The organism is Rufibacter sp. XAAS-G3-1 (assembly GCF_013623775.1).
GTDB lineage: Bacteria > Bacteroidota > Bacteroidia > Cytophagales > Hymenobacteraceae > Nibribacter.
In genome coordinates this window covers 288,496-315,121 of record NZ_JABFAM010000007.1, presented here as the reverse complement: position 1 = coordinate 315,121, position 26,626 = coordinate 288,496, and the positions used below count along the sequence as shown (strand labels likewise).

Below are 26,626 nucleotides of genomic sequence, written 5' to 3'. Positions count from 1 at the left end.
CTAGTTCTTACTCAGGACTCAGGACTCAGGACTCAGGACTCAGGACTCAGGACTCAGGACTCAGGACTCAGGACTAGCGGCCTTCGGCCGCTGATGTTTCCAGCGCTTGTGTGACCACAGATAGTCTGCGGGGTACTGTTCTACCCACGCTTCCAGTTTTCGGGCGAAAATTTCTGTGAGGGGATGTCCTTCTTCTTTGGTACCGGCTTTGGGGGGGGACAGCAGTTCTTGAAAGACTACTTCATAGTACCCGCGCTTTACGTGCCGCATGCCTACAAAGAAAGTAGGGTAGTGAAAGGAGGTTCTAAGCTTGTCTGCCCCCACGTAAAAGGCGGTGTCTTGGTGCAGGAAGTTAGTCCAGTATTGGATTTCGCCGTAGGGTGGCACCTGGTCAGAGAGCAGGGAAAGGATTCGGGGTTGGCCCCGGTGGCGCAGTAGGTGACGCAGGGTCTCTTTCATCTTCACCAGAGTAATCCCGAAACGGCTCCGCAGAAACCACAGAAAAGACTCAAAGAAAGAACTGGCCAAAGGCTTATACACGCCATCTACGGGAAAGGTAAAATGCCTGTTCCCCGCCCCCGACATATACTCCCAATTACCCAGGTGCGCCCCCAAAATCATAACCGGAACTCCCTGGCTCAAATACACCTCTATCTTTTCGCTGCCGTGCAAGTGCACCCGCTTCTTCAGATCTTCCGCGGAGAGCGAAACCAATTTCAGGGTCTCTACCATGATATCGGTGAGGTTCAGGAAAAACTGCTTTTCGATTTCCCGCAGCTCAGGAACACTTTTTTGGGGGAAGGATTTCTCCAGGTTTTGCCGTACTACTTTTTTCCGGTAACCAATGAGGTAGTACAGCACCAGGTACAGAAAAAAGGAAAGCGCATAAAGCACCGGAAAAGGCAACAGTGAAATCCCCTTGAGCAACCACCAGAGCGGGAACTGACCCGGGCGCAGGTCAGGGCGAGACATAGAGAATTGATTTTGATGCATTTTCAGAAAACTGGGCCAAAAACAGGTGTGCCCCTCCCACGCTTGCAAAGGTAACAGCAATTATAAATTTACCTGGCCTGCTCCTTCGGCTTTTTCTAAAACCAGCGCGCCGCTACCGGAAGCAAAATCTCCTGATAGCGGCACCGAGCCTACAGATTCTAAGAGCTTGTTTCATTAACCGGCACTTAAAACACTCCTTATGGGGCAAGCGTCCGCCTACGTCCTTGTTTTGAGGCTACTTTTATGAAAACAGGCCAAAAACAAGAGGTTTAGCTGTACACTGCCGCATGCAGGTGCTTGCACCGTCGTTTTCAGGCTAATTTTAGAAAAACAGGCAGAAAACTCTACACAGGTTCCTTGCCATCCTCCCAAGATGACAAGGAGAAAGCAGGTCAAACTCATGTAGCCCCCTACTTACGCTGAGAAAATCAGGCTGACTTCTGGAAGAACTCTGAAATGATTTCATAGGAGCGCACCCGGGCAGCATGGTCGTAGATATTGGAACCCACCATGATCTCGTCCACGCCCGTCTCGTCCAGAAACGCCTGCAACTCTTCCTGAATGGTTTTTGGGCCGCCTATGAAGGAGTACCGGAGCATCTGCTGCACGGCGTATCGCTCCTGCGCATCCCAGAGGCCGTCCATGCTTTTCACCGGCGGCTGCATGGTTTTACCGGTGCCGCGCACCACGTTCAGGAAAGACTGGTACAGCGAAGTGGATTGGTAAATGGCTTCCTCATCTGTATCGGCGGCGATCACGTTCACGCAGGCCATGGCGTACGGCTCCTTCAGATCACCAATGGGCTGGAAGCTTTCTTTGTAGACCTTAAGGGCCGCGTGCAGGTGCGATGGCGCAAAGTGACTCGCGAAGGCGTACGGCATGCCCAGAATTCCGGCCAGCTGCGCCCCGAAGGTGCTAGAACCCAGAATCCAGATGGGTACATTGGAACCTTCGCCGGGCACCGCCCGCACCCTGGCCGTGGGGTCAACAGGCCCCAGGTAATTCTTCAACTCCACTACGTTCTGCGGAAATTCATCTACCGAGCCGCGCAAATCACGGCGCAAGGCATGGGACGTTAACTGGTCGGTGCCCGGGGCGCGGCCTAACCCTAAATCTATGCGGTTGGGGTAAAGCGTAGCCAAGGTTCCAAATTGCTCGGCCACCACCAAGGGCGCATGGTTGGGCAACATAATGCCGCCCGAGCCCACCCGTATTCTGGAGGTAGCCCCGGCCACGTGCCCAATCAACACCACCGTGGCCGAACTGGCAATACCGGCCATGTTGTGGTGCTCGGCCATCCAGTAACGCTGATACCCTAACCGCTCTACCTGTTGGGCCAGGTCAACGGTGCTCTTAAAGGACTCGGCAGCCGTTTTGTCACTGAGAATGGGCACCAGATCCAGCACCGAAACGGGAATATCTGAAAGTTTTTTAGTAGACATAGTTATTCTTGATCTAATCCACCTACTTGTACGATGGAACTCCTAAAAGGCAAAAGTACCCCCAGAAAGTTCTGCTCTCTCCTCTTCGGCCCGTTACCTTTAGGATACCACCGGCGCAGTTTAGCCTTCGTTTTCAGAAAACAGCCTGTAAACCACATGCCGCCAAGCACGCAGAAGAATAACCGGCAAAGCCAGGTCTCTTCAAAGTCATAACTGCGTTTCGTACAAATCTCAGGAAATTCCCTTACTTGCACTTATTCAATTTTCCGTTTGCATGCAGTTATTAACCGAGCTTCACCACAACCCCAGTATCCTCTATTTTCAGAAGGCTTTTGAAGCCGATGAAATCTTGCTTGAGGCCCATGAGCACTACCAGAAACAGAGTTACCGCAACCGCTGCCACATCCTCACGGCCCAGGGCGTGGTGCCGCTGTCGGTGCCCGTGGTGAAGGGGAACAGCAAGATTCTGGTGACAGAACTGCAGATTGATTACAGTCAGCGCTGGCGGGACATCCACTGGCGCACCATCCAGAGCGCGTACGGCAGCGCGCCGTTTTTTGAGTTCTACGCAGATTACCTAAAAGACATCTATGACCGCCAACCGGCGCTTCTTTTTGAGTTAAATATGGATTTGCTAAAACTTTTCGTTAAAATGCTGAAGCTGAAGAAACCCATAGCCCTCACCCAAACGTATGTAAAAACATACGAGGCACCGGTGTTGGATTGGCGCGGGACACTTCACCCCAAGAAGGAGCCTGACATTTTGCGCCTTACGCCATACCGGCAGGTGTTTGGCAAACAATTTGCAATGAACCTGAGTATACTGGATTTGTTGTTTAACCTTGGCCCAGAGGCATCTACTTATCTTCAGAATCCTGCGGCTTTCTGTTGAACATTTGCCCCACTCATTTTGTTATTTTTTTAATGCGTAGCCTTGGCAGCACTTTGCAGTACACGCACAACAACAACTTACTAGACAAGAACTTACATGGAAGCCAAATTCTCAAATAGAGTGAAAGAGGTGATCTCTCTCAGTCGCGAGGAAGCCATCCGCCTGGGCCATGATTACATTGGTACGGAGCATTTGCTCCTGGGGATGATCCGCGAGGGAGAAGGCACGGCTATCGCTTTGCTTAAAAAACTGGGGGTACCCATGGAGGAACTCAAGTACGCGCTTGAGCAAGCCACCAAGAATACCGCCAGCCCAAACACCAATATAACTGGTAGTATTCCGCTTACTAAACAGACGGAGAAGGTCCTGAAAATAACGTATTTGGAGGCTAAAATCTTCAAGTCAGACATCATAGGTACAGAACACCTGTTGCTGTCCATTTTGCGGGATGAGGATAATATTTCATCGCAAACCTTAGCCAAATTCAACGTGAACTATGAAGCTATCCGGGATTCGTTAGACTATCATGCTAACAACCCTCTTGCCTCCTCAGATACTGATGACAATGACGACAACGACAAACTCTTCGGCTCTTCCTCTAAAGGAGGCGCTGGCGCCGCCGCCAAGAAGGGTGCCGAGAAATCCCGCACTCCGGTGCTGGACAACTTTGGCCGTGATCTGACCAAACTAGCCGAGGAAGGCAAACTGGACCCGATTGTGGGTCGTGAAAAAGAGATTGAGCGCGTGGCCCAGGTATTGAGCCGTCGTAAGAAAAACAACCCCATTCTAATTGGAGAGCCAGGTGTTGGTAAAACGGCCATTGCCGAGGGTCTTGCCCTGCGCATCATCCAGAAGAAGGTTTCTCGGGTGCTTTTCGGAAAACGGGTGGTAACCTTAGACTTGGCTTCCTTGGTAGCCGGTACCAAATACCGCGGTCAGTTTGAGGAGCGCATGAAAGCCGTGATGAACGAGCTGGAGAAATCTCCGGACGTGATTCTGTTCATTGATGAGCTGCACACCATTGTGGGTGCTGGTGGCGCCTCCGGATCACTGGATGCCTCCAACATGTTCAAACCTGCGTTGGCCCGGGGCGAGATTCAATGCATTGGGGCTACTACGCTGGACGAGTACCGTCAGTATATAGAGAAAGATGGCGCTTTGGCCCGTCGTTTCCAGATTGTGATGGTAGACCCTACCACGCCCGAGGAAACCATTGAGATCCTGCACAACATCAAAGACAAATACCAGGACCACCACCACGTCACCTACACCGACAAAGCCATTGAGGCCTGCGTGAAGCTGAGCGACCGCTACATGAGCGACCGTTTCCTGCCAGACAAAGCCATTGATATCTTGGATGAGGCCGGTGCCCGCGTGCACATCAACAACATTGTGGTGCCGGAGGATATTCTTCAACTAGAGCAACAGATTGAGAACATCAAGGACGAGAAAAACCGCGTAGTGAAAAGCCAGAAGTATGAAGAGGCGGCCCAACTGCGCGACAAAGAGAAAAAACTTCTTGACCAACTGGAAGCTGCTAAAAAGAGCTGGGAAGAGGAAACCAAGAAGAAGCGTTACGCCGTGAAAGAGGAAAACGTGGCCGAGGTAATCGCCATGATGACCGGCATTCCGGTGAAACGTATCGCGCAGAAAGAAAGCCTGAAGCTTTTGAACATGGGCGAAGAGCTGAAAGGCAAAGTGATTGGCCAGGAGAAAGCCATCACCCAGTTGGTGAAAGCTATCCAGCGGACGCGCGTGGGCCTGAAAGATCCTAAGCGCCCCATCGGTTCGTTCGTATTCCTGGGCCCAACCGGGGTTGGTAAAACCGAGCTGGCCAAAGTGCTGTCTACCTATCTGTTTGACAAGGAAGATTCTTTGGTGCGCATTGACATGAGTGAGTACATGGAGAAATTCAGCGTATCTCGCTTGGTGGGAGCGCCTCCCGGCTACGTGGGGTACGAAGAAGGTGGTCAGCTGACCGAAAAAATCCGCCGCAAGCCCTACTCAGTGGTATTGCTGGATGAGATTGAGAAAGCGCACCCAGACGTGTACAACCTGCTCTTGCAAGTACTGGACGACGGGGTGTTGACCGACGGTTTAGGCCGCAAGGTGGACTTCAGAAACACCATCATCATCATGACCTCCAACATTGGGGCGCGTGACTTGCAGGATTTTGGGGCCGGGGTTGGTTTCGCGACCAAAACCCGCCAAGACAACATGGACGACATCATGAAAGGCACCATTGCTTCTGCCTTGAAGAAAACGTTCTCCCCTGAGTTCCTGAACCGTTTGGATGATGTGATCGTGTTCAACTCCCTACAGAAAGAAGATATCCATAAAATCATTGATATCTCCCTTGCCAAGCTGTTGAGCCGCATTAAAACGCTGGGTTACACCATTGAGATCACTGACAAAGCCAAAGATTTTGTGGCCGAGAAAGGATATGACTCCAAGTATGGTGCCCGTCCGTTGAACCGCGCCATCACCAAGTACATGGAAGATCCCATCGCAGAGGAAATCCTGAAAGCCGAACTGGCCCAGGGAGACACCATCGTGATTGACTACGAAGAAGGCAAAGAGGAACTCACCTTCGCCAACCGCAAGGGCGAGAACGTGATGCCAGACACGTCTGATGATCTACCCGAGGCCTCTTCTTCTGAAGAGGAAGAAGCCACGCCTTCAGACGGCAAGAAAAAAGACTAAATACCACCTGATTTTTGGAAAGGCTGACAGACAAACTGTCAGCCTTTTTTGTTTTCGGGCTCATTTCTGGAAATGGGCCCAAAAACGCATATCAGAAAATGTAGCGTCGTTACCCTGTAATGACGTGTCTCCATGAAACAACACCGCCTAACCCAAAAGCAATCTTCACGTCCTGGCCAAAAAAGAAGGCACTAGTTGCAAAGAATGGTTCTTAGTAGTCAGGGGCGTTTTAGGGGCGTAGAAGCACGTCGTTACAGGGTAACAACGCTACAGTTCAGTTTTAGGCCTGTTTTCCCAAAAACAGCCATAAACAGGCGTAGCAAGGGCTCCCCTCTCCGTGGGAGAGGGGCTGGGGGTGAGGTCTTTCTTTCCGCGGTAAGACTGTTAAGAAAAACACAACAAAAATTTCACACTGCCCTAATCTTTCCTAAATTTGATTTCTTGTACCAACAGCAAACTGCTTCAATGTCAGACCAGAATACCCCGAACAGCAAATTTGAGATATTAGACCGCAAAAATGCCGAGGCGCTCTTAGGAGGTGGCCAAGCACGCATAGATGCACAGCACAAAAAGGGGAAACTGACCGCCCGCGAACGCATTGACTTACTCCTGGACGAAGGTTCTTTTGAGGAGATCGGCAAATTTGTGATGCACCGCTCCAAAGATTTCGGGCTGGACAAAGAATACTACCTGGGCGATGGCGTGGTGACTGGTTACGGTACCGTAAATGGCCGCTTGGTCTACGTTTTCTCCCAGGATTTTACGGTGTTTGGCGGCTCCCTTTCAGAAACCCACGCCGAGAAGATTGTCAAGATCATGGATCTGGCCATGAAAAACGGCGCCCCCGTGATTGGCCTCAATGACTCGGGCGGCGCCCGTATTCAGGAAGGGGTGGTTTCCCTGGGCGGCTACGCCGATATTTTCTACAAGAACACGTTGGCTTCCGGCGTTATCCCGCAGCTTTCGGGCATTATGGGGCCTTGCGCGGGCGGCGCGGTGTATTCCCCGGCCATCACAGACTTTATCCTGATGGTGGAAGACACCTCCTACATGTTTGTGACCGGCCCTAACGTGGTGAAAACGGTAACCCATGAAACCGTGACTTCTGAGGAACTGGGCGGCGCCAGCACCCACAGCACCAAAAGCGGCGTCACGCATTTCTCCTGTGCCAACGAGGTAGTCTGTATCCAGAACATAAAGCAATTGCTCAGCTACATGCCGCAGAACTGCGAAGAGCTCCCTCCTGCCCTGCCGTACGAATCTTCCGGAAACGAAACCCGTGAAATCCTGAATACCATTATCCCGGAAAACCCCAACCAGCCGTATGACATTAGGGAAGTGATAGAAGGCATCATTGACAGCGGCTCATTTCTGGAGGTGCACAAGAATTTCGGGGAGAACATTGTGGTGGGCTTTGCCAGATTGGCAGGCCGCAGCATTGGCATTGTAGGCAACCAGCCTGCGGTTTTGGCTGGGGTATTGGATATTAACGCCAGCACCAAAGCCGCCCGCTTCGTGCGCTTCTGTGACTCATTCAACATTCCGCTTCTAGTGCTGGAAGATGTTCCGGGCTTCTTACCTGGCACCGACCAAGAGTGGCGCGGCATCATCACCAACGGGGCTAAATTACTGTACGCCTTCTGCGAGGCCACCGTGCCGCGTGTAACCGTTATTACCAGAAAAGCGTATGGTGGCGCCTATGACGTAATGAACTCCAAGCACATTGGCGCTGACCTGAACTACGCCTGGCCTACGGCCGAGATTGCCGTGATGGGCGCCAAAGGAGCCGCTGAGATCATCTTCAAACGCGAGATTGCCGCCGCCGAAGACCCGGAAGCTAAGTTAGCCGAGAAAGTGGCGGAGTACCAATCAAAATTCGCGACGCCGTACCGAGCCGCCCACCGCGGTTTTGTGGATGAGGTGATTTACCCGTCAGAAACCCGGGCTAAGCTGATCAAGGCGTTCAAAATGCTGGAAAACAAAGTAGACCAATTACCCAGGAAAAAGCACGGCAACATTCCTCTGTAAGGAAAGGTCTTTGCGGTTAGGAGCCCGAAACCCCGTTTTACAGCTACTTTCCGGCAACTGACGTACTTTCAATAGACTACATTCAATATTCAATTGCGCCTGTGGCTGGTGATGACAAAGCACCCCAGCCACCTTACTACTACTTCAACCGACAAACAACCAGCGGAGAGTGCTTTGCTCCACCTAAACAGAAAGCTATGAGAGAAGAAAGCTTTGAATTCTTGCAAACCTACCTCAACAACGCCGCGCCCACTGGCTTTGAGTCCTCGGGCCAAAAACTGTGGCTAGACTACATTAAACCGTACATTGACGAGTACTTCGTGGATACCTACGGCACAGTGGTGGGCGTCATCAATCCCGAGGCAGAGTATAAGGTGGTCATTGAGGCCCATGCCGATGAGATTGCCTGGTTTGTAAACTATATCACGCCGGAAGGCTTCATCTACGTGCGCCGGAACGGTGGTTCTGATGCCGTGATTGCCCCTTCCAAGCGGGTGAACATCCACACCAAGAAAGGAATGGTGAAAGCGGTCTTTGGGTACCCGGCCATTCATGTGCGCAAGCCAGACCAGGACAAAGCCCCCACTGTTGAAACCATTTTCCTGGATTGCGGCGCAGCCAACAAACAGGAAGTAGAAGAGATGGGCATTCACGTGGGCTGCGTGGTCACCTTTGACGATGAGTTCTGGGTGATGAACGACAAGTTCTATGTGGGCCGCGCTTTGGACAACAGAATCGGGGGATTCATGATTGCCGAAGTAGCTCGTATGCTGAAAGAAAACGGAACCAAGCTTCCGTTTGGGTTATACATTGTAAACGCGGTGCAGGAAGAAATAGGCCTGCGTGGGGCCGAGATGATTGCGCACCGCATCAAGCCAAATGTAGCGGTTATCACAGACGTAACCCATGACACGCAGTCACAGGGCTACGAGAAGAAAACCAACGGCGACCTGCATTGCGGAAAAGGCCCGGTGCTTACCTATGGCCCCGCCGTACAGAACAACCTGCTGGACATGCTCATTGCCGTAGCCCAAAAGAACGAGATTCCGTTCCAGCGCGCCGCCGCCACCCGCGCCACCGGCACTGACACCGATGCGTTCGCGTATTCTTCTGAAGGCGTGGCCTCTGCCTTGATTTCCCTGCCGCTTAAATACATGCACACCACCGTGGAGACCGTGCACAAAGACGACGTAGACAGCATCATTAAGCTGTATTACCAGTTCTTAACGCAACTGCAAAGCGGCCATGATTTCCGGTATCTGAAATAAGCGTTTCTGGCTCGTTTTTTAGAAAACAGACTGAAAACGCCAGAAGTTAACAGACCTGTGGGGTTTCCAAAGCCTCACAGGTCTTTGTGTTTACAGGCTACTTTTTAGAAAAGGCCCACAAACAGCATTACGGTGGTTCGCATGAAGACCAATAGCTGCGCATCAAAACGAAACCTCGCACCTCTATTCATGTAAGTAGCCGCAACAGAAATCACATTATTGCCTATCTTCACCGTCAGCACTCTTTTGCTTACCCATGGAATTACACACTTCCCGTTTGCTTTTGCGCGAATTCAAAGAAGAGGACTGGCATTTCACCCACTTGTATGAGTCCCATGAAGAGGTGATGCGGTACCAGACCAGTGAAGTGCGCAGCAGCCAGGAAAGTCTGGAATACATACGGCACTGCCTGGAAGAAGCCGAAGAATACCCGCGCACGCTGTTTGATCTAGCCATTGTTCTGAAGAAAACAGATATGCTGATTGGACGGGTAGGCATGAAAGTGGACTATGATGCCGAAGAAGCGGTACTCTGGTACATCCTCAACCAAACCTACTGGAACAAGGGTTACACCACAGAAGCGGCGGCGGCCCTGATGCAGTACGGCTTTGAGGAACTGCACCTCCACCGTATCTGGGCCGATTGCGATCCCCGCAACATTGGCTCTTACCGTATCATGGAAAAGCTGGGCATGCGCCGCGAAGCCCATTTCAAAGAAAACATCTTCATCAAAGGTGCCTGGTGCGACTCCTATGTCTATGCCCTTCTGGATTATGAGTGGAAGAATCAATTAAGAAGTAAAATTTAGGAATTAAGAATCAGGCAGGAGTTCACTTCCTTTTTTGTCTGTTTTCTGAAAATCAGACCAAAAACGAATTCCACACGATTGAACAATCCTCTTGGCAAAATTTCATTACTTTTAAAGTGATCCTAATTCCACAAAAGTGTTTTTTATTGACCAAATGAACCGCCAATTGCATTTACCGCAGCCGCCGAAGCGGATTGTGTCGCTGGTTCCTTCCCAAACCGAGTTACTGTTTCATGTAGGTTTAGGGAACAGAGTGGTGGGGGTCACTAAATTCTGCATTCACCCTACAGAGCAGGTAAAGCAGAAAAAGAAGATCGGAGGTACCAAGGACTTCAACTTTGACGCTATTGACCAATTGCAGCCCGATCTGATTATTGGCAACAAAGAGGAAAACTACCACGCAGGAATTGAACGGTTACAGCAGAAATACCCGGTTTGGATGAGCGACATCTATACGCTGGAAGATACGTTTCAGATGATGGCAGCCATTGGTCAGTTAACCGGCACAGAGCCACAGGCCGGGGAATTGGTCTCTACTCTTCAACAACAGTTTGCTTTGCTACAGCCAGTTACTCCGCCTCTCCCAACGGCGTATTTCATCTGGCGCAACCCGTACATGGGTATAGGCAACCAGAACTTTATAGACCACCTCCTTTCCCGCTGCGGCTTTCAAAACGTGCTTGGGCATTTGTCCAGATACCCAGAAGTCACACCTGAGCAACTGCAGGCAGCTCACCCAAAGTTGATTTTGCTTTCCTCAGAGCCTTATCCTTTCAAAGAAAAACATATAGCCGAGTTCCAGTCCATTTGCCCAAACGCCCAGATTAAAGTAGTAGACGGAGAATTATTCAGTTGGTACGGTAGCCGCTTATTGTACACTGTGCCTTATCTACAGCGCTTAATCAGCGAGGTAACAGTGCAAACAGGAACAACTTCTTAAAGCAAACGAAGAGGCCCGTTGCAGTGACTGCAACGCGCCTCTTCGTTCCTGTTTTTTTGAAAACTATCTGGATTTCTCAACCTGCGCTACGGTGTTCTTCAACTCTTGCGCCTCGGCCAAATGCTCTTTCAAGACAGGTAATATCTGGTCAATGAAAGACTGCACATCTGGGTCGGTTACTTCTTTGTCTGCTTTCTCATAAAGGGCAATGGCCTCTTCGTGGGCGGCTACCTCTACTTCGGCGAAGGTTTGGTCAAACTCCTCTCCTTCTTTGGTTTCCAGACTATCTACCAAGGCTTTTTTCTCACTCCCCATTTCAGCGGGCAGCGTCACGTCTTTTTTCTTCGCTATCTCGGCCAAAACCGGAGTTGTTCTGGAATGCACATGGTATATTTTCTGCCCCAAGGCCCCAACTGCCCCTTTCTCAGCCTGGTCTTCGGCCATCATACCGGCCATTAGCTGAAAGTTATCGTTGGTAGCGGCCTGCTTTAGGAACTGCTCTACCTTTTCTTGGTCTGCTGCGACGGCTTCTTTATCTACTTTATTACAAGAAACCAATGTCATACTGCCCATAACGAACGATGATGCAAGCATCCAAACATTGAATTTTTTCATAGTCGTATTTTTTAGTGCTTCCTGAGGTTTTCGATCAGTATAACCCTAAAACGAGGCACATATTGAAAAAGTTCAGAAGCATTGTTGCAACGCCCTCAATATTACAATTAACAAGAGAGAATAATTACATTTCACATTCTTTCACTATCTCTTCAACACAAATGGAATAAGCAGATAAGACGAGGTAAAACTCTGATTTGTACTCCTTCCAAAGCAATTCTTGAAGTGGGATCACTTTAAAACTGAGTAAACTGAATTCATCAAAAACTTTTTTCTGAAGTGAACCTGTTTAATAAAGAAATGGCACCGGAGCCGCCCCGCTTACTGGTGGGAACACACAGCAAGCGGGGCGGCTCCGGTGCTTGGAAAACCCAGTAGCTGTTTAGAGTTAGTTTACCGAACACTTACCCTGTTAGAGAACGCTAGCCTTTATGGCCGTTTTCGGCCTGTTTATCAGAAATCGGGCCGAAAACGGCAGCGCATACGTAGTCTTCGTGGTAGGGGAAACAACACTTCTTTAAAACTCTAAACAGCTCCCATAAAACAAGAAAATCCCCCTGCTACCGCAAGGGGATTTTCTTTCAAGCAGCAGATGATTATTGTACCTCGTTTACTATAAACCCGGCTTTTTCCAGTTCCTCCCAGTACTTTGGGTAGGACTTGCGCACCACCCTAGGCTCCTCTACTACCAAGGGCTGTTTCAACGCTAGCGGTGCAAATGCCATGGCCATTCTATGGTCTTCATACGTATGGATGGTGGCCTCGTTTTGGGGCTGTTTTGCTAGAAAGACCTTGAAAACGTCTGGCTCTGTTTCGCGCAACTCCGCTCCAAGTTTCACTAATTCGGCCTGAAGCGCGGCAATACGGTCGGTTTCCTTTATCCGGAGGCTTTCCAGGCCGGTCATTTCTACTTCTACGCCCAGCCCAGCGGCCAAGGCGGCTACGGTTTGGGCCAGATCTGGGCAGGCGAAGAAATCAATGCGCTCCAGAGATTCCTGTACCGGCTGTTTGGTTAACTGCACGCCTTTGGGGCTGAATTCTGTTCGTACGCCAAAGGGAGCCATCAATTCCGGCAGCACACTGTCGCCCTGCAGAGAATCAGCCCGAAGCGCGGGCAGGAAGAGGTCGGCTTCTTTGGCGAGGGCCGCAATGCTGTACCAGTAACTGGCCGCTGACCAGTCAGACTCTACCGTGTACTCCTTCGCCTGGTATTCTTGTTTGGCAACCGTTATTTTCTGCCCTTCAAAGGTGGCTTGCACGCCAAAATGCGCCATCTGCGCCAACGTCATTCTGATATACGGCTCAGAACTGATCTTACCTTCCAGCGTTAGCTCCAGGCCTTGCGGCAACAGCGGAGCAATCATGAGCAGCGCCGAAATATACTGGCTACTGATATCAGCACGAACAGTTAACCGATTGGTACCCGACGGCTCAAACCCGTTCATTTTCAACGGCGGATATCCCTCCTGCCCCAGATACTCAATCTGCGCACCTAGCTGTCTGAGCGCGTCTACCAACACGCCAATGGGGCGTTGGCACATGCGGGGCGTTCCGGTTAAGGTAAGCTTCTGGCCGGTGGCCGCGTAGTAGGCCGTTAGAAAACGCATGACGGTACCGGCATCCTCGGCACTTACCTCCTCGCCAGCCGGCGTGGAAAGCAAGCGGTTCAGGAGTTGGGTGTCATTGGCGTCTGACAGGTTATGGACGGGGAAATCTTTCCCAGACAGAGCCCGGATGATGAGGGCGCGGTTGGCTTCACTCTTAGAGGCGGGCAAGGTCACGCGTGCGCGCAACACGCCCGTGGGGTGCGATACGCGCACGGCAGCAGCTGAAATCATAGTAATTGGTAATAGCGCAAGGCACTCTGTACCTCGGGTAAGGTGATAGGTTGGTCATAGACGGCTTCGCCGATGTTCTGCAACAAGGTGCAGTTAATGGTAGTGCCGTCGTTCTTTTTGTCGTGCAGGCACAGATGGCTGATCGCCTGGACATCAGCTTCCGGAACGTTCACTTTCTCGTAGATAGATTGCAGAAAGGTTTCTATCTGCGTTAGCTCTTCTTCCCGCAGCAAACCATGCTGCACCGATAGCCAGGCTTCACACAGCATGCCTACGGCAATGGCTTCGCCGTGCAGCAGCATCTTCCCCGGTTTTTCCAGGTAAAAGCTCTCTACCGCGTGCCCAATGGTGTGCCCGAAGTTGAGGATCTTGCGCAGGCCGTTTTCCAGCGGATCGGCGGTGACCACGCGTGATTTAATATCAATGGAATGCCGGATCAGACCTGTCCAGTCTTGGGTGAACATGCCAATGTAGCGTTGCTCAAAGAACTTGTCGGCATCCATGATAAGCCAGTGCTTGATGATTTCGGCGTAGCCCGATTTCATTTGGCGCATGTCCAGGGTCTGCAGAAACGCGGGGTTCACCAGCACCGCCAGGGGCTCCTGGAAAACCCCGATGTGGTTTTTGAAGCCCATGAAATCAATCCCGGTTTTGCCGCCCACGCTGGCATCTACCTGCGCCAGCAAAGTGGTAGGCACGTTCACGAACCGGATGCCGCGTTTGTACAGGCTGGCGCAGAAACCGCCCAAATCGGTGAGAACGCCGCCACCCAGGTTCACCAGTAAGCTCCAGCGGTCTAGCCCCTGCTGGGTGAGTTCACGCCACACGTGCTCGCAGGTAGCCAGGTTCTTGTTCTCCTCGCCGCTTTGAATCTGCACCACGTGGTGGTTCTGGGGCAGGGAAGGTTTCAGGAGTGGGTAGCAGTGCCGGTGGGTGTTCTCGTCTACCAGCAGCACCACTTTTTTAAAGGCCCGGTTCTGCAACAGTTCCCGGAGCTGGCCTACCGCTTCCTGGCCTATGAAAATCTCTTCGGTCAATGTATTTCTAGTTATGGTTTTGGGGCTGTTTTTTGGAAAACAAGCCTAAAACAGGATGATGCCCTAAAAAAGGGAATGTCTGCTGTAGTTCAAAATAAAACGGGCAGAAATTCTTCCGGCTACAAACATAATCTTGTAGAGGCTGTTGCAAGATACTGCCAACTTGCGGTAAGTAGCCTCACCTATTTTGAGAAAATAAGCTTTAACTGCGTAAGCGTTGCTGTTACCCTCGTTTAAAAGGCGGAAACAGCCGTCATGAGAAATCAGTATCTTTGAGTAAAGTAAACAACAATGGCTGAGTTCACAGAAAGATATATAAACCCGTTCACCGACTACGGCTTCAAGAAGCTGTTCGGGGAAGAGCCAAACAAGGACTTGCTGCTGGACTTCCTAAACGTGCTCCTGCAAGAGGAACAGGGCGAAATCATAGACTTAACGTACCTGAAGAGCGAACACCTGGGAACGGGCGAACTGGACAGAAAAGCCATCTTCGACCTGTACTGCGAGAATGAGAAAGGTGAGAAGTTCATCGTGGAACTGCAAAAGACCAAGCAGAACTTCTTCAAAGACCGCACCGTCTACTACTCCACCTTCCCCATCAGGGAGCAGGCCAAGCGGGCCGACTGGAACTACGAGCTGAAGGCGGTCTACACCATCGCCATCCTGGACTTCGTGTTCGACGAGGACAAGCAAGACCCCGCCAAGTTCCGGTATGACATCAAACTCTCTGACACCGAAACAAAAGAGGTGTTCTACGACAAACTCACCTTCATCTACCTGGAGATGCCCAAGTTCAACAAGACCATTGAGGAGCTGGAGACCAGGTTTGACAAGTGGCTGTACGTGATCCGGAACCTGAACCGGCTGGACAAGGTGCCCGAGAAGCTGCGGGAACGGGTCTTCGAGAAGCTGTTTGAGACGGCCGAGATAGCCAAATTCACCCCAGAACAGATCCGCTCCTACGAGGACAGCCTGAAGTATTACCGCGACCTCAAGAACTCTCTGGATACAGCAAAAGAAGAAGGAAGACTAGAAGGAAGACTAGAAGGGATAGAGGAAGTTGCCGAAAACATGTTGAAGAAAGGAATATCAACTGAGATAATTGCAGAGACTACGGGGCTGACTGACCAACAAATAGAAAGGCTGAAAAAGAAAAACGAGGGGTAACCCTGTCTATGCAAAAGCCTTGTTCCGCTGCGGCCTTTGCATATACTAGACGATAGCTACAGTTTTAGGCTGGATTTCACGAAACATCCAAGAAACAACTAACAATAGTTTTTACGTTATCTTTGTACAGCTTAAATGTAGCCCATACTCTATGACCCCTGCACCAAAAGTTTCTTTTGAAGATACCGCCATTGCATTTGCTGATAAATCAGATGCAGAACTTTACAAGACCTACCTCCTGTTTGCGGCCATGAACAACAATTCTATGGTGAAGATGGGCGGCGGACTCATGAAAAAGGCCCTGAGCTGGAACCTGCCGGTCAAGTTCCTCATCAAGAAAAGCATTTTTGAACAGTTCTGCGGCGGCGAAACCATTCAGGAATGTAGGCCCACCATTGAAAAACTGGGCAGATCTGGTATTGGCACCATCTTGGACTACTCAGTAGAAGGCGAAAGCAATGAGGAGAGCTTTGACCACACGGTGCAGGAAATCATCTCCACCATAGAAATGGCAGCCACTTCAAGCCATATTCCGTTCAGCGTTTTCAAGGTGACCGGAGTGGCAGATCCAGCTTTACTGGCCAAAGCCCAGACCACGCAGGAACTTACCCAGACTGAGAAAGCCGCTTTCGGGCGGGTGCGGGTAAGAGTGAAAGCCATCTGCCAACGGGCTTTTGAACGCGGGGTACGCGTATTCATTGACGCCGAGGAGAGCTGGATGCAGGAAACCATTGACCAACTGTGCCTAGAGATGATGGAACTCTACAACCAGGAGCGCCCCATTGTCTACAACACCTACCAACTCTACCGCCATGACCGACTGGACGTGATCAAGCGCGACTACGAGCGGGCTCAGAAACTGGGCTTTTACCTGGGCGGAAAACTGGTGCGCGGGGCCTATATGGAGAAAGAAGGACGGGTAGCCCAACAACAAGGCCTTGCCAACCCCATCAACCCCACTAAAAAAGCAACTGACGCGTTGTATGATGAGTCTCTGCGGTTCTGTGTAGCGCATGTTGACCGTATTGCCATTTGCGCCGGAACGCACAACGAGCAAAGCTGCTATTACCTGTTGGAACTCATGGACGAGTTCAACCTTCAGCCCTCAGATGAGCGCGTCTACTTCGCGCAGCTTCTAGGCATGAGCGATAATTTATCTTACAATCTGGCGCACGCCGGGTATAACGTAGCCAAATACGTGCCTTACGGCCCGGTTGAGGCCGTGATGCCGTACCTGCTGCGCCGCGCCGACGAAAACACAGCCATTGCCGGCCAAAGCAGCCGCGAATTCTCTTTGGTGAGGAAAGAACTGGAACGCCGTAAACGCCGCGCCTAAAGCAAAAAGCGTTTTAGGTCTGTTTTTGACTAAACAGGCCTAAAACGCTTCCTCTAAAACAGACTAAAAAAGTAAAAGCGTCTCTTACGCAAACCGTATGAGACGCTTTTATCTTGCTTAATAAGAAGGTGTGCCAACGCACACCATTAATTACTGAGCGGTAGTTGCACCAGTGGTGGTAGCAGTAGTGTCAGCACCAGTTGTAGTGGCGTCAGTACCAGTAGTGGTAGTGTCAGTGCCAGTTGTAGTGACATCAGTAGCACCTTCAGTGGCAGCAGCATCAGTAGAAGTAGCTTCAGTAGAAGTTCCTTCAGTTCCTTCAGCAGATTTAGACTCGCAAGAAGCGAAAACGAACATACCAGCAACTAGGGCAAGAGAAAATACCTTTTTCATGGTGATTTTTTTTAAAGGGTTTTAGCGTTAATTTCAACCTTTATACCACTACCCCCCGTGAGGTAACCCATCCTTTTCAGAAATTTTTTATTTTTTTCCTGTGGGTTACTAAATGACTGAAACTGTATTAATTGACAAGCATGATTAGTAAGGCGCTAGTGACCGATGCGGCCATAATAGAAGGGATTCTTCAAGACGATGATGCGGCACTGAGTAGGTTGTACAAGCTCCACTTCCCCATGGTCTTGTTCTTCGTCCAGAGTAACAACGGCACGGAGGATGATGCCAAGGACATTTTCCAGGAAGCGGTGATTGTCTTCTATGAGAAGATTAAGGCGGGTCAGCTGGAACTGAACTGCCAGATCAAAACCTACCTCTACTCCATCTGCCGCCGTCTTTGGCTGAAAAGGCTGTCCAGAAGCAGCCGGTTCAGCCATGGCATGATTGAAGACACCGAGTCTGAGTTAGCACCCCAGGTGGACGGCGATGCCGAGCAGGCTGAGCAAAACGAGCTTAAGTTTGAAGCCATGGGCAACGCCCTAAGTCAATTAGGCGAGCCCTGCAAAACCCTGCTGGAGGACTTCTACCTGAGAAGCATGGGCATGCCAGAGATCACCGAGAAATTTGGGTACACCAACGTTGACTCGGCCAAAAACCAGAAGTACAAGTGCCTCATGCGTCTGAAGAAACTGTTCTTTTTAGACTATCAGGTGCCTTCCTGAGAAAAGGAATACGCAAACAAAAGCATCCGGGACGGGTGCATGTCTATATATGAGTGACCGGGAATTACTTGAATTGATTGAACGCTACCAACAGCACCAGGTGACCTCTACAGAGCGCCGGGAGTTGCAGGAACGCATGGCGTCTGATCCTGTTTTCGCCCAGCGGGTACAGGAGGCGAGGTTATTTACCTCAGCGTTGCAAAACCACGCCCGGCAGAAATCGCTGCGTGACCGTCTAAACCAGCACCACCAGGAGTGGCAGCAGGAAAACCAGAAAGTGGCCCCGGCTAGCGCTCCGGTACTGCGGCGGCGCACCCCTATGCAAATCTTTATGCGCAGGTACGCGGCCACCATGGGCGTGGCGGCCACTGTGGCCATTGTCACGGTATTCAGCAGTTTGCTGGGCATGGAGATGTGGCGCTCTGCCACCAAGCAGCAGACCGCCCGTTACGTAGAGCTGCGCCGCGAGGTAGACGACCTTAAGCGTAAACAGAACGCTCTTCTGAACACAAATACCGTTGCCCCCAAAGCCAATGCCTTGAACCCCGGGCAGTTCTCGGGCACCGGTTTCGTGCTCACCTCAGACGGCTACTTTGTAACCAGCTACCACGTCATTGAAGGCGCTGATTCTTTGATGATTGAGAACAAGAGCGGCACCAAGTACAAAGTGGAGGAAATCTACTCAGACCAAGTGCGTGACCTGGCCCTGCTTCGGGTGACCGATACTGCATTCACCGGCTTCGGCAAATTGCCTTACTCTTTCAAACAGAAGGAAAGCGAACTGGGCGAACGCGTTTTCACCTTGGGCTTCCCCAGGGAAGACGTAGTGTTTGGCGAAGGCACCTTGAGCTCTAAGTCCGGCGTTTACGGTGATACCGCCTCTTACCAGATCTCTATTCCGTTGAACCCCGGCAACAGCGGCGGCCCGCTGCTGGATGACCGCGGCAACATGATTGGGATCATCAGCGGAAAGATGCTGGGGGTTGACGGAGCCGCCTTCGCGGTGAAATCTGCCTACCTGCTCACCTTGCTGGATCAGTTACCGGAACACCGTTTACCTAAACCTATTTCGTTGCCAAAAGTGAATAATCTGGCCGGAAACCCACGCCCGCAGCAGCTGAAGAAATTACAGGAATTTGTGTACATGGTAAAGGTCTATAACTAAAAAACAAGGCTTTCATTTTACGGCCAATTTCATGAAAACGCCCTTAAAACGCCAGTGCAATGCACTGGCGTTTTCATTTTCCGTAGGTTGGGCGCATGTAACTAATACGTATTGTTTGCGTTATGCTAACTACTAATTGTCAGTTGCCAGTAAAGCAGCTGCCCTAGCAATTACCACTATGTTACATCTACTAAACATTAAACAACGAACTATGGAAAACACAACAGGAAACACTTACGGCAGCAACATGAATAGCAGCGGAATGAGCACTGGCGGAGGTATGATGACGGGCATGTTCAGAGACAGAGACAGCGCTGAACGCGCCTACAATTCTTTACACAGCCGTGGCTATAACAGAGATGACATCAACGTGATCATGAGCGATGATGCCCGCAAGCGCCATTTCTCAGACAGCGAAAACAATGACACTGAACTGGGTAGCAAAGCCTTAGAGGGAGCCGGTGCCGGTTCTGCCATTGGCGGTACACTGGGGGCTATTGTAGGAGCCATTGCTGCCATAGGCACTTCCGTGGCGCTGCCAGGGCTTGGCTTAGTAATTGCCGGCCCGTTGGCAGCTGGTCTGGCAGGAGCCGGAGCAGGTGGTTTGACAGGTGGTTTACTGGGTGCACTGGTAGGTTCAGGAATTCCAGAGGAGCGTGCCAAAGTATATGAGTCTGGCATCAAAGAAGGAAACATTGTTATGGGCGTAACTCCCCGCTCACCTGAAGATGCTGATTATTTTGAAAACGAATGGCGCACCAACCGCGGTGAGCACATCTACCGTTAATCTGTAGAAATAGCTATACCTAAAAACGCCCCGGCTCCTCTTGGAACCGGGGCGTTTTTAGGTAAAATAGATTTTAGATTATGTCTTTCCTTTTTGCTTCTGTCTTTAGGCTGATTTTGCGAAATTAAGCTAAAAACAGAAGCAGTATTTCAAGCCTAATACTCTTTATTATTTATAGGTTTATTTCAGCTCTAATCTGATAGGCAACGTCATTCTAACGGGTACGTTTCTGCCGTTCTGGTTGCCGGGTTTCCAGCGGGGTAGCTTCTTCATGACCCGTATGGCCTCTTCCTCGGTGCCGTAGCCCAACCCTTTCAGCACCTGAATGTCGGTGATGTGGCCGGTGGTGGCTATCACAAAGCTTACCACCACAGTTCCCTCTATGCCACTGGCCTGCGCTGCCCTGGGGTACCGGAGGTTCTTGCTTACAAACTCCATCAGTTTAGGCAACCCGCCTTCAAACTGGGGCATGTTCTCCACGCTTATAAAAACCTCTGTTTCCGTTGCCCCAGATTCCACTCCCGTTGCGGTGCTAGTGCCGTTCCCTCCGCTTGGTTCGGGGTTGTTCAGGTTGCCGGTTCCGTCTCCCGCAGAGGTAACCAGCCCAGAACTGGCGGTCTGTAGTTGGTCTTGGGTGGGAATCTCATCGGTGACGGGCTTGGTTTCCTCCACTACTTTGATGGTAACGTTTTTCACCGTTGGCCCCGTTGGCTGGGCGGCGGCTGGCACTACTGCTTTCACTTCCTTTATTTCTTCCACGTGGGGTAAGTCAATGTCTACCCAGGTTCCGGTATGTGGCTTGATCATACGGGCTGGCACTTCGGCCTTGGGTAGAAGCCTGTTCACTAGTATTGGGACAGAAAAGCCAATCAGAAAAAGGGCGATGGCGTAAAGAGTTGCCTGGCTGATGTGCCGGTCGTACAGCTTGCGTAAGACATAGGCTCCGTACGCTTTGTTTCGGCCTTCAAAAATGAGGTCATCCAGGGTGGCGGCGTAAGCAGTGTTTGTTTCCATGGCGTTGGTGGTTAGAGAGTGAGGTAAGTTTCATTTTCCTCATGATGCGCCAAGCCGCCTGTTTCCACATTTCCGCGCCCAGAAATAAAATACAGGAAACCTCCTATTCTGTTCTTTATTGATACTCAGCGAGAAACAAAAACCGCGCTGCCATTGTTAAAAAAATAAGCGGCAAAAAGAACAACTACTGCTGCGTTCTGCTTACTTGCAAGAGTTTAGCAAATATTCTTGAGACGTTCACACCTTTCTTGTGCTTGCCTACGTTTAACGTAATGAATTGCACCCGCAAAAACAGGCACTACTTTTGTATATACACCAATAGACATTCCTTAGAAATAATATATGTTTTCATTTAAGAAAAAACTGGTTACGTACGGTACTGCCGCCTCTGTGGTGTTCGGCATTGCCTCCTATAAACTTCTGGAGACAGATGGCACAGTACGGGATCAGAAAAACGAAGTACTCACCAAAGTGCTCATGCAGGGCTTAAGCTCGGCCCACTACTCACCAGAGCGTTTAGACGATAATTTTTCCAAAAAAGCCTTTGACCTGTATCTGGAGCGGCTGGACTATAACAAGAAGTTCCTGTTGCAGTCAGACGTAGACCAGTTGGCGGCTTACCAGACCCAACTGGACGATGAGTTCAAGAACGGTTCTTTCAAGTTCTTTGACCTTTCCATGTCCATTTTTCAGAAAAGGCTGAAAGAAGCAGAAAACTATTACAAAGAGATTCTGGACAAACCGTTTGCGTTTGAGAAAGAGGAAACCATTGAGGTAAAACCAGAGAAACTGAAGTTTGCCTCATCACCGGCCGCTTTGAGAGAAGAATGGCGAAAATACCTCAAATACCAGGCGCTCATAAGAGTGGCAGACGCGGTAGACAGCCAGCAGAAAGCAGACACCGCGGGCTCCAAAGAACCCAAAAAGACCATGCCTGAGATGGAGGCCGAAGCCCGTAAAAAGCTGCGCGAGAACTATGACGATTTGTTTAAGCGGATGGGCCAGATGGAGAATGAAGACTACCGTTCTTCTTACCTGAACTCTTTCGCCAACATTTACGATCCGCATACAGAATACTTTGCCCCTAAAGAGAAAGAAGACTTTGATTTTGAGTTTTCTGGTCGTTTGGAAGGGATTGGCGCCACTTTAACAGAAAAAGACGGTTTCATCAAGGTGTCAGACATTACCCCGGGCAGTCCGTCTTACCTGCAAGGTGAGTTGAAACCGGGTGACGCTATTTTGAAAGTAGCCCAGGGAAATCAGGAGCCGGTAGACGTGCAGGGCATGCGCTTAGACAAAGCCGTTTCCATGATTAGAGGTAAAAAAGGCACGGAGGTACGCCTGACCGTGAAAAAGGTAGATGGCAGCATGAAAGTGATTTCCATTATCAGAGATGTGGTGGTGCGTGAGGAAGGGTATGCCAAATCCTTGATAATCAAAGGAGCCAAGCCCATTGGCTACATCCATTTACCGGCCTTCTACGCCGATTTTAAGAACGCCGGTGGCCGTAACAGCGGAAAAGACGTGGCGGCCGAGATCCAAAAGCTGAAGCAGGAAAACGCCCAGGGCATTATCCTGGACTTGAGAAACAACGGCGGCGGCTCTTTGCAGGACGTGGTAGACATGGTGGGTCTTTTCATTAAATCTGGCCCGGTGGTACAGGTAAAATCAGCAAATGGCCCAGCGGCGGTGCTGGAAGACAGAGACCCGCAGGTTCAGTTTGGCGGCCCGTTGGTGGTATTGGTGAACGAGAACAGTGCTTCGGCCTCTGAGATCATGGCCGCGGCCATCCAGGATTACAGACGCGGCGTGATTGTGGGTAGCTCTACCTACGGAAAAGGCACCGTGCAGCAGTTCTTTGATCTGGATCAGGTACTACCGGCTTCTTTTGACGCCGTGAAACCCCTAGGCCACCTGAAACTGACCACCCAGAAGTACTACCGCGTCAGCGGAAAAACCGTGCAGCTGCGTGGGGTTACCCCAGACATCATATTACCAGACACCTATACGTATCTGAAGTATGGCGAGAAAGAGCAGGAATACGCGCTTCCGTTTGACGAGATCCAATCAGCGAGATTCAGCCCCTGGAACAGCCCTACCTTCTCCATTGACAAGCTGAAGGCGACGGCAAAAACCAGAATTTCCGCCAGCCCAACGTTCTCATTGATTAATCAAAGCGCCTTGCGTTTGAAAGAAAGAACGGAGACTTCTACCCGCTCCCTGAAGTTAAGCTCGTACTTAGCCGAAGAACGCCGGGCGCAGGAAGAGTCTAAAAAACTGGAGAATCTGCGTAAGAACATCCCGCAGTTAGACGTGGTCGGCCTGAAACCAGACGTGACCAAACTAGCCGGTGATACCGCTGCCTCGGCCCGCTTCCAGGCTTTCACCCGCAATGCAAAGAAAGACCTGTACATTCAGGAAGCCGTTTCCATCCTGAAAGACGCGTTATAATCTTTATTCCACTTCAACCAAAAAGGCCGCTATCCCAAGTAGCGGCCTTTTTGATGCTCTTTTCCTGAAAACAGACCGAAAACAACGGTTAGTGATTGGAGCGCCTTTGAAGGAGAGATGGAGAGCGAAACCCATCCCTACCCCTCCGAGGAGGGGAATACGCCTTTGCGGTAGAATACAGATAATGCTTACTATGGCGCGGCTTTACTACTTTCCCCATTTCCAGTCTTCCCCGAGCGCGCCTCGCTTTTGGCCCTGAATAGACAATAGCTAATAGAGACAGACTTCACAGGCCGAAAGGGCAGTGCGAGAGGGGAAGACGGGGCCTCGCGGCCGTGAGCGCATACCGCCAAAGATGAAACAATGCAGCACTTGCACCAACCGAAAAAACAGCCAAGCCAAGGGAACAGCAAACTGCATGCACTTGCACTCACGCAAAAAGCAGCCAAGCCAAGGGAACAGCAAACGGCACGCACTGCAAGATCATGTAAGTGCCCAACTCTCCTAAGAGGAAAATCCCTTGAAAGAAGTCACTCTAACCCAGCAGCTAAAGCGCAGTAAAAACCAATAGTTTATCCCACCATCTTAGCAAATGCCTGCCCTAAATCCTTGATTAAATACTCAGAGTCTTCCAGCCCAATATAAAACCGGATGAGCGTAAAAGGCAAAGCAGATTTGTAGCTCCCTTCTTTATAAGTGGCAGCCGCCGGATAAATCAACGACTCATGCCCACCCCAGGAAGCCGCCATGAGAAAATGTTGCAAACTGTCACAGAACGTCTCTACCTGCTTGAGGTCATCAGTTTTCAGCTTAATGGTGAATTGCCCCGTATTGTTGCGTAGCTGCTTTTGGGCAAGTGCATACTGCGGGTGCTGAGGCAGGAAAGGCCAGATAATCTCAGCCACTTCTTCTCTTTGCTGCAAATAGGCCACTACCTGGCGGGTAGTTTGCGCCACCCGCTCCATCCTGATGGGCAGGGTACGCAGCCCTCTCAACAGAAGCCAGGCATCGTGCGGCGACAACACCGCACCCAACGCCATATACTCCATCTTAAAGATCTGGTGTATCCGCTCGCGGGTGCCGCAAACCACGCCACCCAGCACATCACTGTGTCCGCCAATGTATTTGGTAGCCGAATGCACCACCAGGTCAATACCAAGAGCCGCCGGGTTCTGGTACAAAGGCGAGGCGAAGCTGTTGTCAACCACCGTCACAATGTTTTTTGCCTTGGCAATAGACGCCACTTGGGCTAAGTCTTGTAGCTCAAAGGTAAACGAGTTGGGGCTTTCCAGATAGTACAACACCGTGTTCTCTTTGCTGGCTTGTGCGAAGTTCTGGGCATTGGTGCCGTCTATCAGGGTTACCTCCACGCCAAAACGGGGCAGGAAATGGCGCATCAGCTTATTCGCGCCTATGTAGGGCTTCTTGACGCACACCACATGGTCACCTGCCTTCACCTGTGACAGCACCGCCGCGGCAACGGCCGCCATCCCGCTCCCAAACGCAATGGCCTGTTCCGTGCCCTCCAGTGCCGCCAGCTTCTCTTCCAGCATGCTTACCGTAGGATTGTTGCCCCTGGAGTAGAGGTTCACCTCGGTTTCATGCTGCAGCATATACCGCATTTCTTCCACGGTTCTACACGCAAAGTTGCTGGACTGGATAATGGGTGGAGTTACGGCATTGAAATACGCGGCCCGGTCTTCGCCAAGTTCATTCAGGATATAGGAGAGATCCATACAGCAGAGAGTGGTTTTTCCTTTTTACTGACCGCCCGCAGAAAGGGTTTTCAAGGATAATCAGCCGTTTCCAAAAAGGAAGACCAAATAAAAAGGCTTGCCGTACGGCAAGCCTTTTTATTTGGTGGTTTCCCAGTACTAGAATCTAACCCTTAGGTTTGCTTCTACCTGTGGATCTGGTTTCTCAACTCCGGAGGTTTCTGTTACTATATCAAAGGTAGTGGTGAGTTGCACGTTGTCTTTGATATTTAGACCGGCACTCACGTTCCAGGGAGCGGTCTTGTCAAACTGCCCGCGGTAGTTGACCCCGGCCGTCAGGAACTTGATGTTAGCCATTGTCCCGAACTGGTATTCCTGTTTTCCGTCTTTGAGGGGTTGCCCCATGAAGAATGAGGGAGTCAGACTGAACTGATGGGCAAAGACTATTTTGTAACCCGCGGTCACCAGTACTTCTCTGATGCCTTCGTGCTCAGCATCGCCTACTAAGTTGTAGGTAGGGCTCAGTAAACTGGCAAAGGTGGCACCGGCATAGAAATTATGCACGTTCAACCAGACACCCGCGTCAACATCAGGCCTGAGGTCATTGTCATGGCCCACCATCTTCTTCTCATCGCCCCGGGTTTTCTCCGCCAGGTCTACGTTCAGGTATTCAGCGGCAAGCTGCGCGCCAACAGCAACGCTGCTATTGTTCCCCAGCCTAAAACGTTTGGCATAGGTAAACCCTAACTTCCCTAACCAATACGGGCCGAACTGATCATATACCCCCACTATGCCAATACCGTTGGGATTAAGGTCATTTACAAAGCCCTGGTAATGCACCATCACAGACAACGGGGCCGAGGAGGTTCTTCCGGTAATGGAGTTGAGGTGTCCGGTTACCCCTAATTCCTTTCTTTTCTCTGCGCCCGCAAAAGCCGGGTTCAGGTAAAAATAATTTTGTTGGTAGAGGCGCGGGATCACCATGCGTTGGGGGTTCACCTGGGCCTGAGCTACACGAGTAGCCAGCAGGAGCAAGCCTATGACAGCAATTTGCTTCAGATTCATTGTCTAAGGTTAATAAAAGGGAATATAAGTAATTAAGCTAAGCGTAGAGCGGGGGAAATAAAATTAAGAACTGCTGTGTTTACAATAGATGCAGAAACAACTGACTACTGAAAATTTAAGTTCATGCAAATGTAACCTTCTATATACACCCATAAAAATATATACATAAAAAATTAGCCTTGTAGCTTCACTAATCTTTTAAGGATCAACGACTTCTTGCTGCATCCTGAAATAAAATCGTCTTGAA

The 26,626-nt window shown here is 50.6% G+C and carries 21 protein-coding genes; 12 read left to right on the top strand and 9 right to left on the bottom strand.

The window, feature by feature from the left end:
- Positions 1–60: 60 nt before the first annotated feature.
- A complete protein-coding gene (locus tag HHO50_RS09825) occupies positions 61–972 on the bottom strand; it encodes a lysophospholipid acyltransferase family protein (protein WP_181305837.1) in 912 nt (303 codons plus the stop codon).
- A 449-nt stretch (positions 973–1,421) separates the two neighbouring features.
- Positions 1,422–2,435: an LLM class flavin-dependent oxidoreductase gene (locus HHO50_RS09820; protein ID WP_181305836.1), complete on the bottom strand. Its 1,014-nt coding sequence runs from the start codon at positions 2,433–2,435 to the stop codon at positions 1,422–1,424.
- A 274-nt stretch (positions 2,436–2,709) separates the two neighbouring features.
- Here HHO50_RS09820 and HHO50_RS09815 point away from each other — a divergent pair, with 274 nt between their 5' ends.
- The 6 genes from HHO50_RS09815 to HHO50_RS09790 all read left to right on the top strand — a co-directional run bounded on the left by HHO50_RS09815 (position 2,710) and on the right by HHO50_RS09790 (position 11,074).
- Positions 2,710–3,327 (top strand): WbqC family protein, encoded by a 618-nt coding sequence (locus HHO50_RS09815; protein ID WP_181305835.1) that lies wholly within the window; start codon positions 2,710–2,712, stop codon positions 3,325–3,327.
- A gap of 96 nt (positions 3,328–3,423) precedes the next feature.
- Entirely contained in the window at positions 3,424–6,030 is a 2,607-nt protein-coding gene (locus HHO50_RS09810) for an ATP-dependent Clp protease ATP-binding subunit (protein ID WP_181305834.1), read from the top strand.
- Positions 6,031–6,495: 465 nt separating this feature from the next.
- Positions 6,496–8,058, top strand: coding sequence for an acyl-CoA carboxylase subunit beta (locus HHO50_RS09805; protein ID WP_181305833.1), 1,563 nt, complete (start codon positions 6,496–6,498; stop codon positions 8,056–8,058).
- A 197-nt stretch (positions 8,059–8,255) separates the two neighbouring features.
- Positions 8,256–9,326 (top strand): M42 family metallopeptidase, encoded by a 1,071-nt coding sequence (locus HHO50_RS09800; RefSeq protein WP_181305832.1) that lies wholly within the window; start codon positions 8,256–8,258, stop codon positions 9,324–9,326.
- Between the two features lie 256 nt (positions 9,327–9,582).
- Complete coding sequence (locus HHO50_RS09795; protein ID WP_181305831.1) at positions 9,583–10,134, top strand: GNAT family N-acetyltransferase; 552 nt, start codon at positions 9,583–9,585, stop codon at positions 10,132–10,134.
- A gap of 154 nt (positions 10,135–10,288) precedes the next feature.
- The gene (locus HHO50_RS09790; protein WP_181305830.1) at positions 10,289–11,074 is read left to right on the top strand and encodes an ABC transporter substrate-binding protein; all 786 of its coding nucleotides are present in this window, start codon (positions 10,289–10,291) and stop codon (positions 11,072–11,074) included.
- 63 nt (positions 11,075–11,137) lie between these two features.
- On the opposite strand, the gene HHO50_RS09785 is transcribed toward HHO50_RS09790, so the two are convergent.
- From HHO50_RS09785 to aroB, 3 genes are all read right to left on the bottom strand, one after another.
- Complete coding sequence (locus HHO50_RS09785; RefSeq protein ID WP_181305829.1) at positions 11,138–11,689, bottom strand: DUF4142 domain-containing protein; 552 nt, start codon at positions 11,687–11,689, stop codon at positions 11,138–11,140.
- Positions 11,690–12,285: 596 nt separating this feature from the next.
- A complete protein-coding gene (locus HHO50_RS09780; protein ID WP_181305828.1) occupies positions 12,286–13,527 on the bottom strand; it encodes a 3-phosphoshikimate 1-carboxyvinyltransferase in 1,242 nt (413 codons plus the stop codon).
- Complete coding sequence (gene aroB / locus HHO50_RS09775) at positions 13,524–14,564, bottom strand: 3-dehydroquinate synthase (RefSeq protein WP_181305827.1); 1,041 nt, start codon at positions 14,562–14,564, stop codon at positions 13,524–13,526. The genes HHO50_RS09780 and aroB overlap by 4 nt, the downstream gene beginning before the upstream one ends.
- A 291-nt stretch (positions 14,565–14,855) precedes the next feature.
- Between aroB and HHO50_RS09770 the strand changes: the two genes are divergently transcribed.
- Positions 14,856–15,731: an Rpn family recombination-promoting nuclease/putative transposase gene (locus HHO50_RS09770; protein ID WP_181305826.1), complete on the top strand. Its 876-nt coding sequence runs from the start codon at positions 14,856–14,858 to the stop codon at positions 15,729–15,731.
- Positions 15,732–15,882: 151 nt separating this feature from the next.
- The gene (locus HHO50_RS09765; protein ID WP_181305825.1) at positions 15,883–17,067 is read left to right on the top strand and encodes a proline dehydrogenase family protein; all 1,185 of its coding nucleotides are present in this window, start codon (positions 15,883–15,885) and stop codon (positions 17,065–17,067) included.
- 150 nt (positions 17,068–17,217) lie between these two features.
- On the opposite strand, the gene HHO50_RS09760 is transcribed toward HHO50_RS09765, so the two are convergent.
- Complete coding sequence (locus tag HHO50_RS09760; protein ID WP_255478668.1) at positions 17,218–17,424, bottom strand: hypothetical protein; 207 nt, start codon at positions 17,422–17,424, stop codon at positions 17,218–17,220.
- Positions 17,425–17,600: 176 nt separating this feature from the next.
- On the opposite strand from HHO50_RS09760, the gene HHO50_RS09755 reads away from it, so the two are divergent.
- From HHO50_RS09755 to HHO50_RS09745, 3 genes are all read left to right on the top strand, one after another.
- Positions 17,601–18,182: an RNA polymerase sigma factor gene (locus HHO50_RS09755; protein ID WP_181305823.1), complete on the top strand. Its 582-nt coding sequence runs from the start codon at positions 17,601–17,603 to the stop codon at positions 18,180–18,182.
- Between the two features lie 49 nt (positions 18,183–18,231).
- Positions 18,232–19,347 carry a serine protease gene (locus HHO50_RS09750; protein WP_181305822.1) on the top strand — a complete coding sequence of 372 codons (1,116 nt, stop codon included), beginning with the start codon at positions 18,232–18,234 and terminating at the stop codon, positions 19,345–19,347.
- Positions 19,348–19,609: 262 nt separating this feature from the next.
- On the top strand, positions 19,610–20,134 hold the full coding sequence (locus tag HHO50_RS09745; protein WP_370457570.1) for a hypothetical protein: 525 nt from the start codon (positions 19,610–19,612) through the stop codon (positions 20,132–20,134).
- Positions 20,135–20,314: 180 nt separating this feature from the next.
- On the opposite strand, the gene HHO50_RS09740 is transcribed toward HHO50_RS09745, so the two are convergent.
- Entirely contained in the window at positions 20,315–21,148 is an 834-nt protein-coding gene (locus HHO50_RS09740; protein WP_181305821.1) for an energy transducer TonB, read from the bottom strand.
- Positions 21,149–21,490: 342 nt separating this feature from the next.
- On the opposite strand from HHO50_RS09740, the gene HHO50_RS09735 reads away from it, so the two are divergent.
- A complete protein-coding gene (locus HHO50_RS09735) occupies positions 21,491–23,599 on the top strand; it encodes a carboxy terminal-processing peptidase (RefSeq protein WP_181305820.1) in 2,109 nt (702 codons plus the stop codon).
- Between the two features lie 572 nt (positions 23,600–24,171).
- Here the strand turns inward: HHO50_RS09735 and HHO50_RS09730 are convergent.
- Together HHO50_RS09730 and HHO50_RS09725 are read right to left on the bottom strand one after the other, a co-directional pair.
- A complete protein-coding gene (locus tag HHO50_RS09730) occupies positions 24,172–25,335 on the bottom strand; it encodes a PLP-dependent aspartate aminotransferase family protein (RefSeq protein WP_181305819.1) in 1,164 nt (387 codons plus the stop codon).
- Positions 25,336–25,473: 138 nt separating this feature from the next.
- Positions 25,474–26,379 (bottom strand): PorP/SprF family type IX secretion system membrane protein, encoded by a 906-nt coding sequence (locus tag HHO50_RS09725; RefSeq protein ID WP_181305818.1) that lies wholly within the window; start codon positions 26,377–26,379, stop codon positions 25,474–25,476.
- Between the last annotated feature and the right edge of the window lie 247 nt (positions 26,380–26,626).

What these genes read in the sequence shown, in the direction of transcription:
- HHO50_RS09750 (WP_181305822.1), top strand. Translation starts at nt 18,232, where the DNA reads ATGAGTGACCGGGAATTACTTGAATTGATTGAACGCTACCAACAGCAC.
- HHO50_RS09735 (WP_181305820.1), top strand. Translation starts at nt 21,491, where the DNA reads ATGTTTTCATTTAAGAAAAAACTGGTTACGTACGGTACTGCCGCCTCT.
- HHO50_RS09810 (WP_181305834.1), top strand. Translation starts at nt 3,424, where the DNA reads ATGGAAGCCAAATTCTCAAATAGAGTGAAAGAGGTGATCTCTCTCAGT.
- HHO50_RS09820 (WP_181305836.1), bottom strand. Translation starts at nt 2,435, where the DNA reads ATGTCTACTAAAAAACTTTCAGATATTCCCGTTTCGGTGCTGGATCTG.
- HHO50_RS09725 (WP_181305818.1), bottom strand. Translation starts at nt 26,379, where the DNA reads ATGAATCTGAAGCAAATTGCTGTCATAGGCTTGCTCCTGCTGGCTACT.
- HHO50_RS09795 (WP_181305831.1), top strand. Translation starts at nt 9,583, where the DNA reads ATGGAATTACACACTTCCCGTTTGCTTTTGCGCGAATTCAAAGAAGAG.
- HHO50_RS09770 (WP_181305826.1), top strand. Translation starts at nt 14,856, where the DNA reads ATGGCTGAGTTCACAGAAAGATATATAAACCCGTTCACCGACTACGGC.
- HHO50_RS09790 (WP_181305830.1), top strand. Translation starts at nt 10,289, where the DNA reads ATGAACCGCCAATTGCATTTACCGCAGCCGCCGAAGCGGATTGTGTCG.
- HHO50_RS09815 (WP_181305835.1), top strand. Translation starts at nt 2,710, where the DNA reads ATGCAGTTATTAACCGAGCTTCACCACAACCCCAGTATCCTCTATTTT.
- HHO50_RS09825 (WP_181305837.1), bottom strand. Translation starts at nt 972, where the DNA reads ATGTCTCGCCCTGACCTGCGCCCGGGTCAGTTCCCGCTCTGGTGGTTG.
- HHO50_RS09805 (WP_181305833.1), top strand. Translation starts at nt 6,496, where the DNA reads ATGTCAGACCAGAATACCCCGAACAGCAAATTTGAGATATTAGACCGC.
- HHO50_RS09780 (WP_181305828.1), bottom strand. Translation starts at nt 13,527, where the DNA reads ATGATTTCAGCTGCTGCCGTGCGCGTATCGCACCCCACGGGCGTGTTG.
- HHO50_RS09765 (WP_181305825.1), top strand. Translation starts at nt 15,883, where the DNA reads ATGACCCCTGCACCAAAAGTTTCTTTTGAAGATACCGCCATTGCATTT.
- HHO50_RS09785 (WP_181305829.1), bottom strand. Translation starts at nt 11,689, where the DNA reads ATGAAAAAATTCAATGTTTGGATGCTTGCATCATCGTTCGTTATGGGC.
- HHO50_RS09740 (WP_181305821.1), bottom strand. Translation starts at nt 21,148, where the DNA reads ATGGAAACAAACACTGCTTACGCCGCCACCCTGGATGACCTCATTTTT.
- HHO50_RS09800 (WP_181305832.1), top strand. Translation starts at nt 8,256, where the DNA reads ATGAGAGAAGAAAGCTTTGAATTCTTGCAAACCTACCTCAACAACGCC.
- HHO50_RS09755 (WP_181305823.1), top strand. Translation starts at nt 17,601, where the DNA reads ATGATTAGTAAGGCGCTAGTGACCGATGCGGCCATAATAGAAGGGATT.
- HHO50_RS09760 (WP_255478668.1), bottom strand. Translation starts at nt 17,424, where the DNA reads ATGTTCGTTTTCGCTTCTTGCGAGTCTAAATCTGCTGAAGGAACTGAA.
- HHO50_RS09730 (WP_181305819.1), bottom strand. Translation starts at nt 25,335, where the DNA reads ATGGATCTCTCCTATATCCTGAATGAACTTGGCGAAGACCGGGCCGCG.
- HHO50_RS09745 (WP_370457570.1), top strand. Translation starts at nt 19,610, where the DNA reads ATGAGCACTGGCGGAGGTATGATGACGGGCATGTTCAGAGACAGAGAC.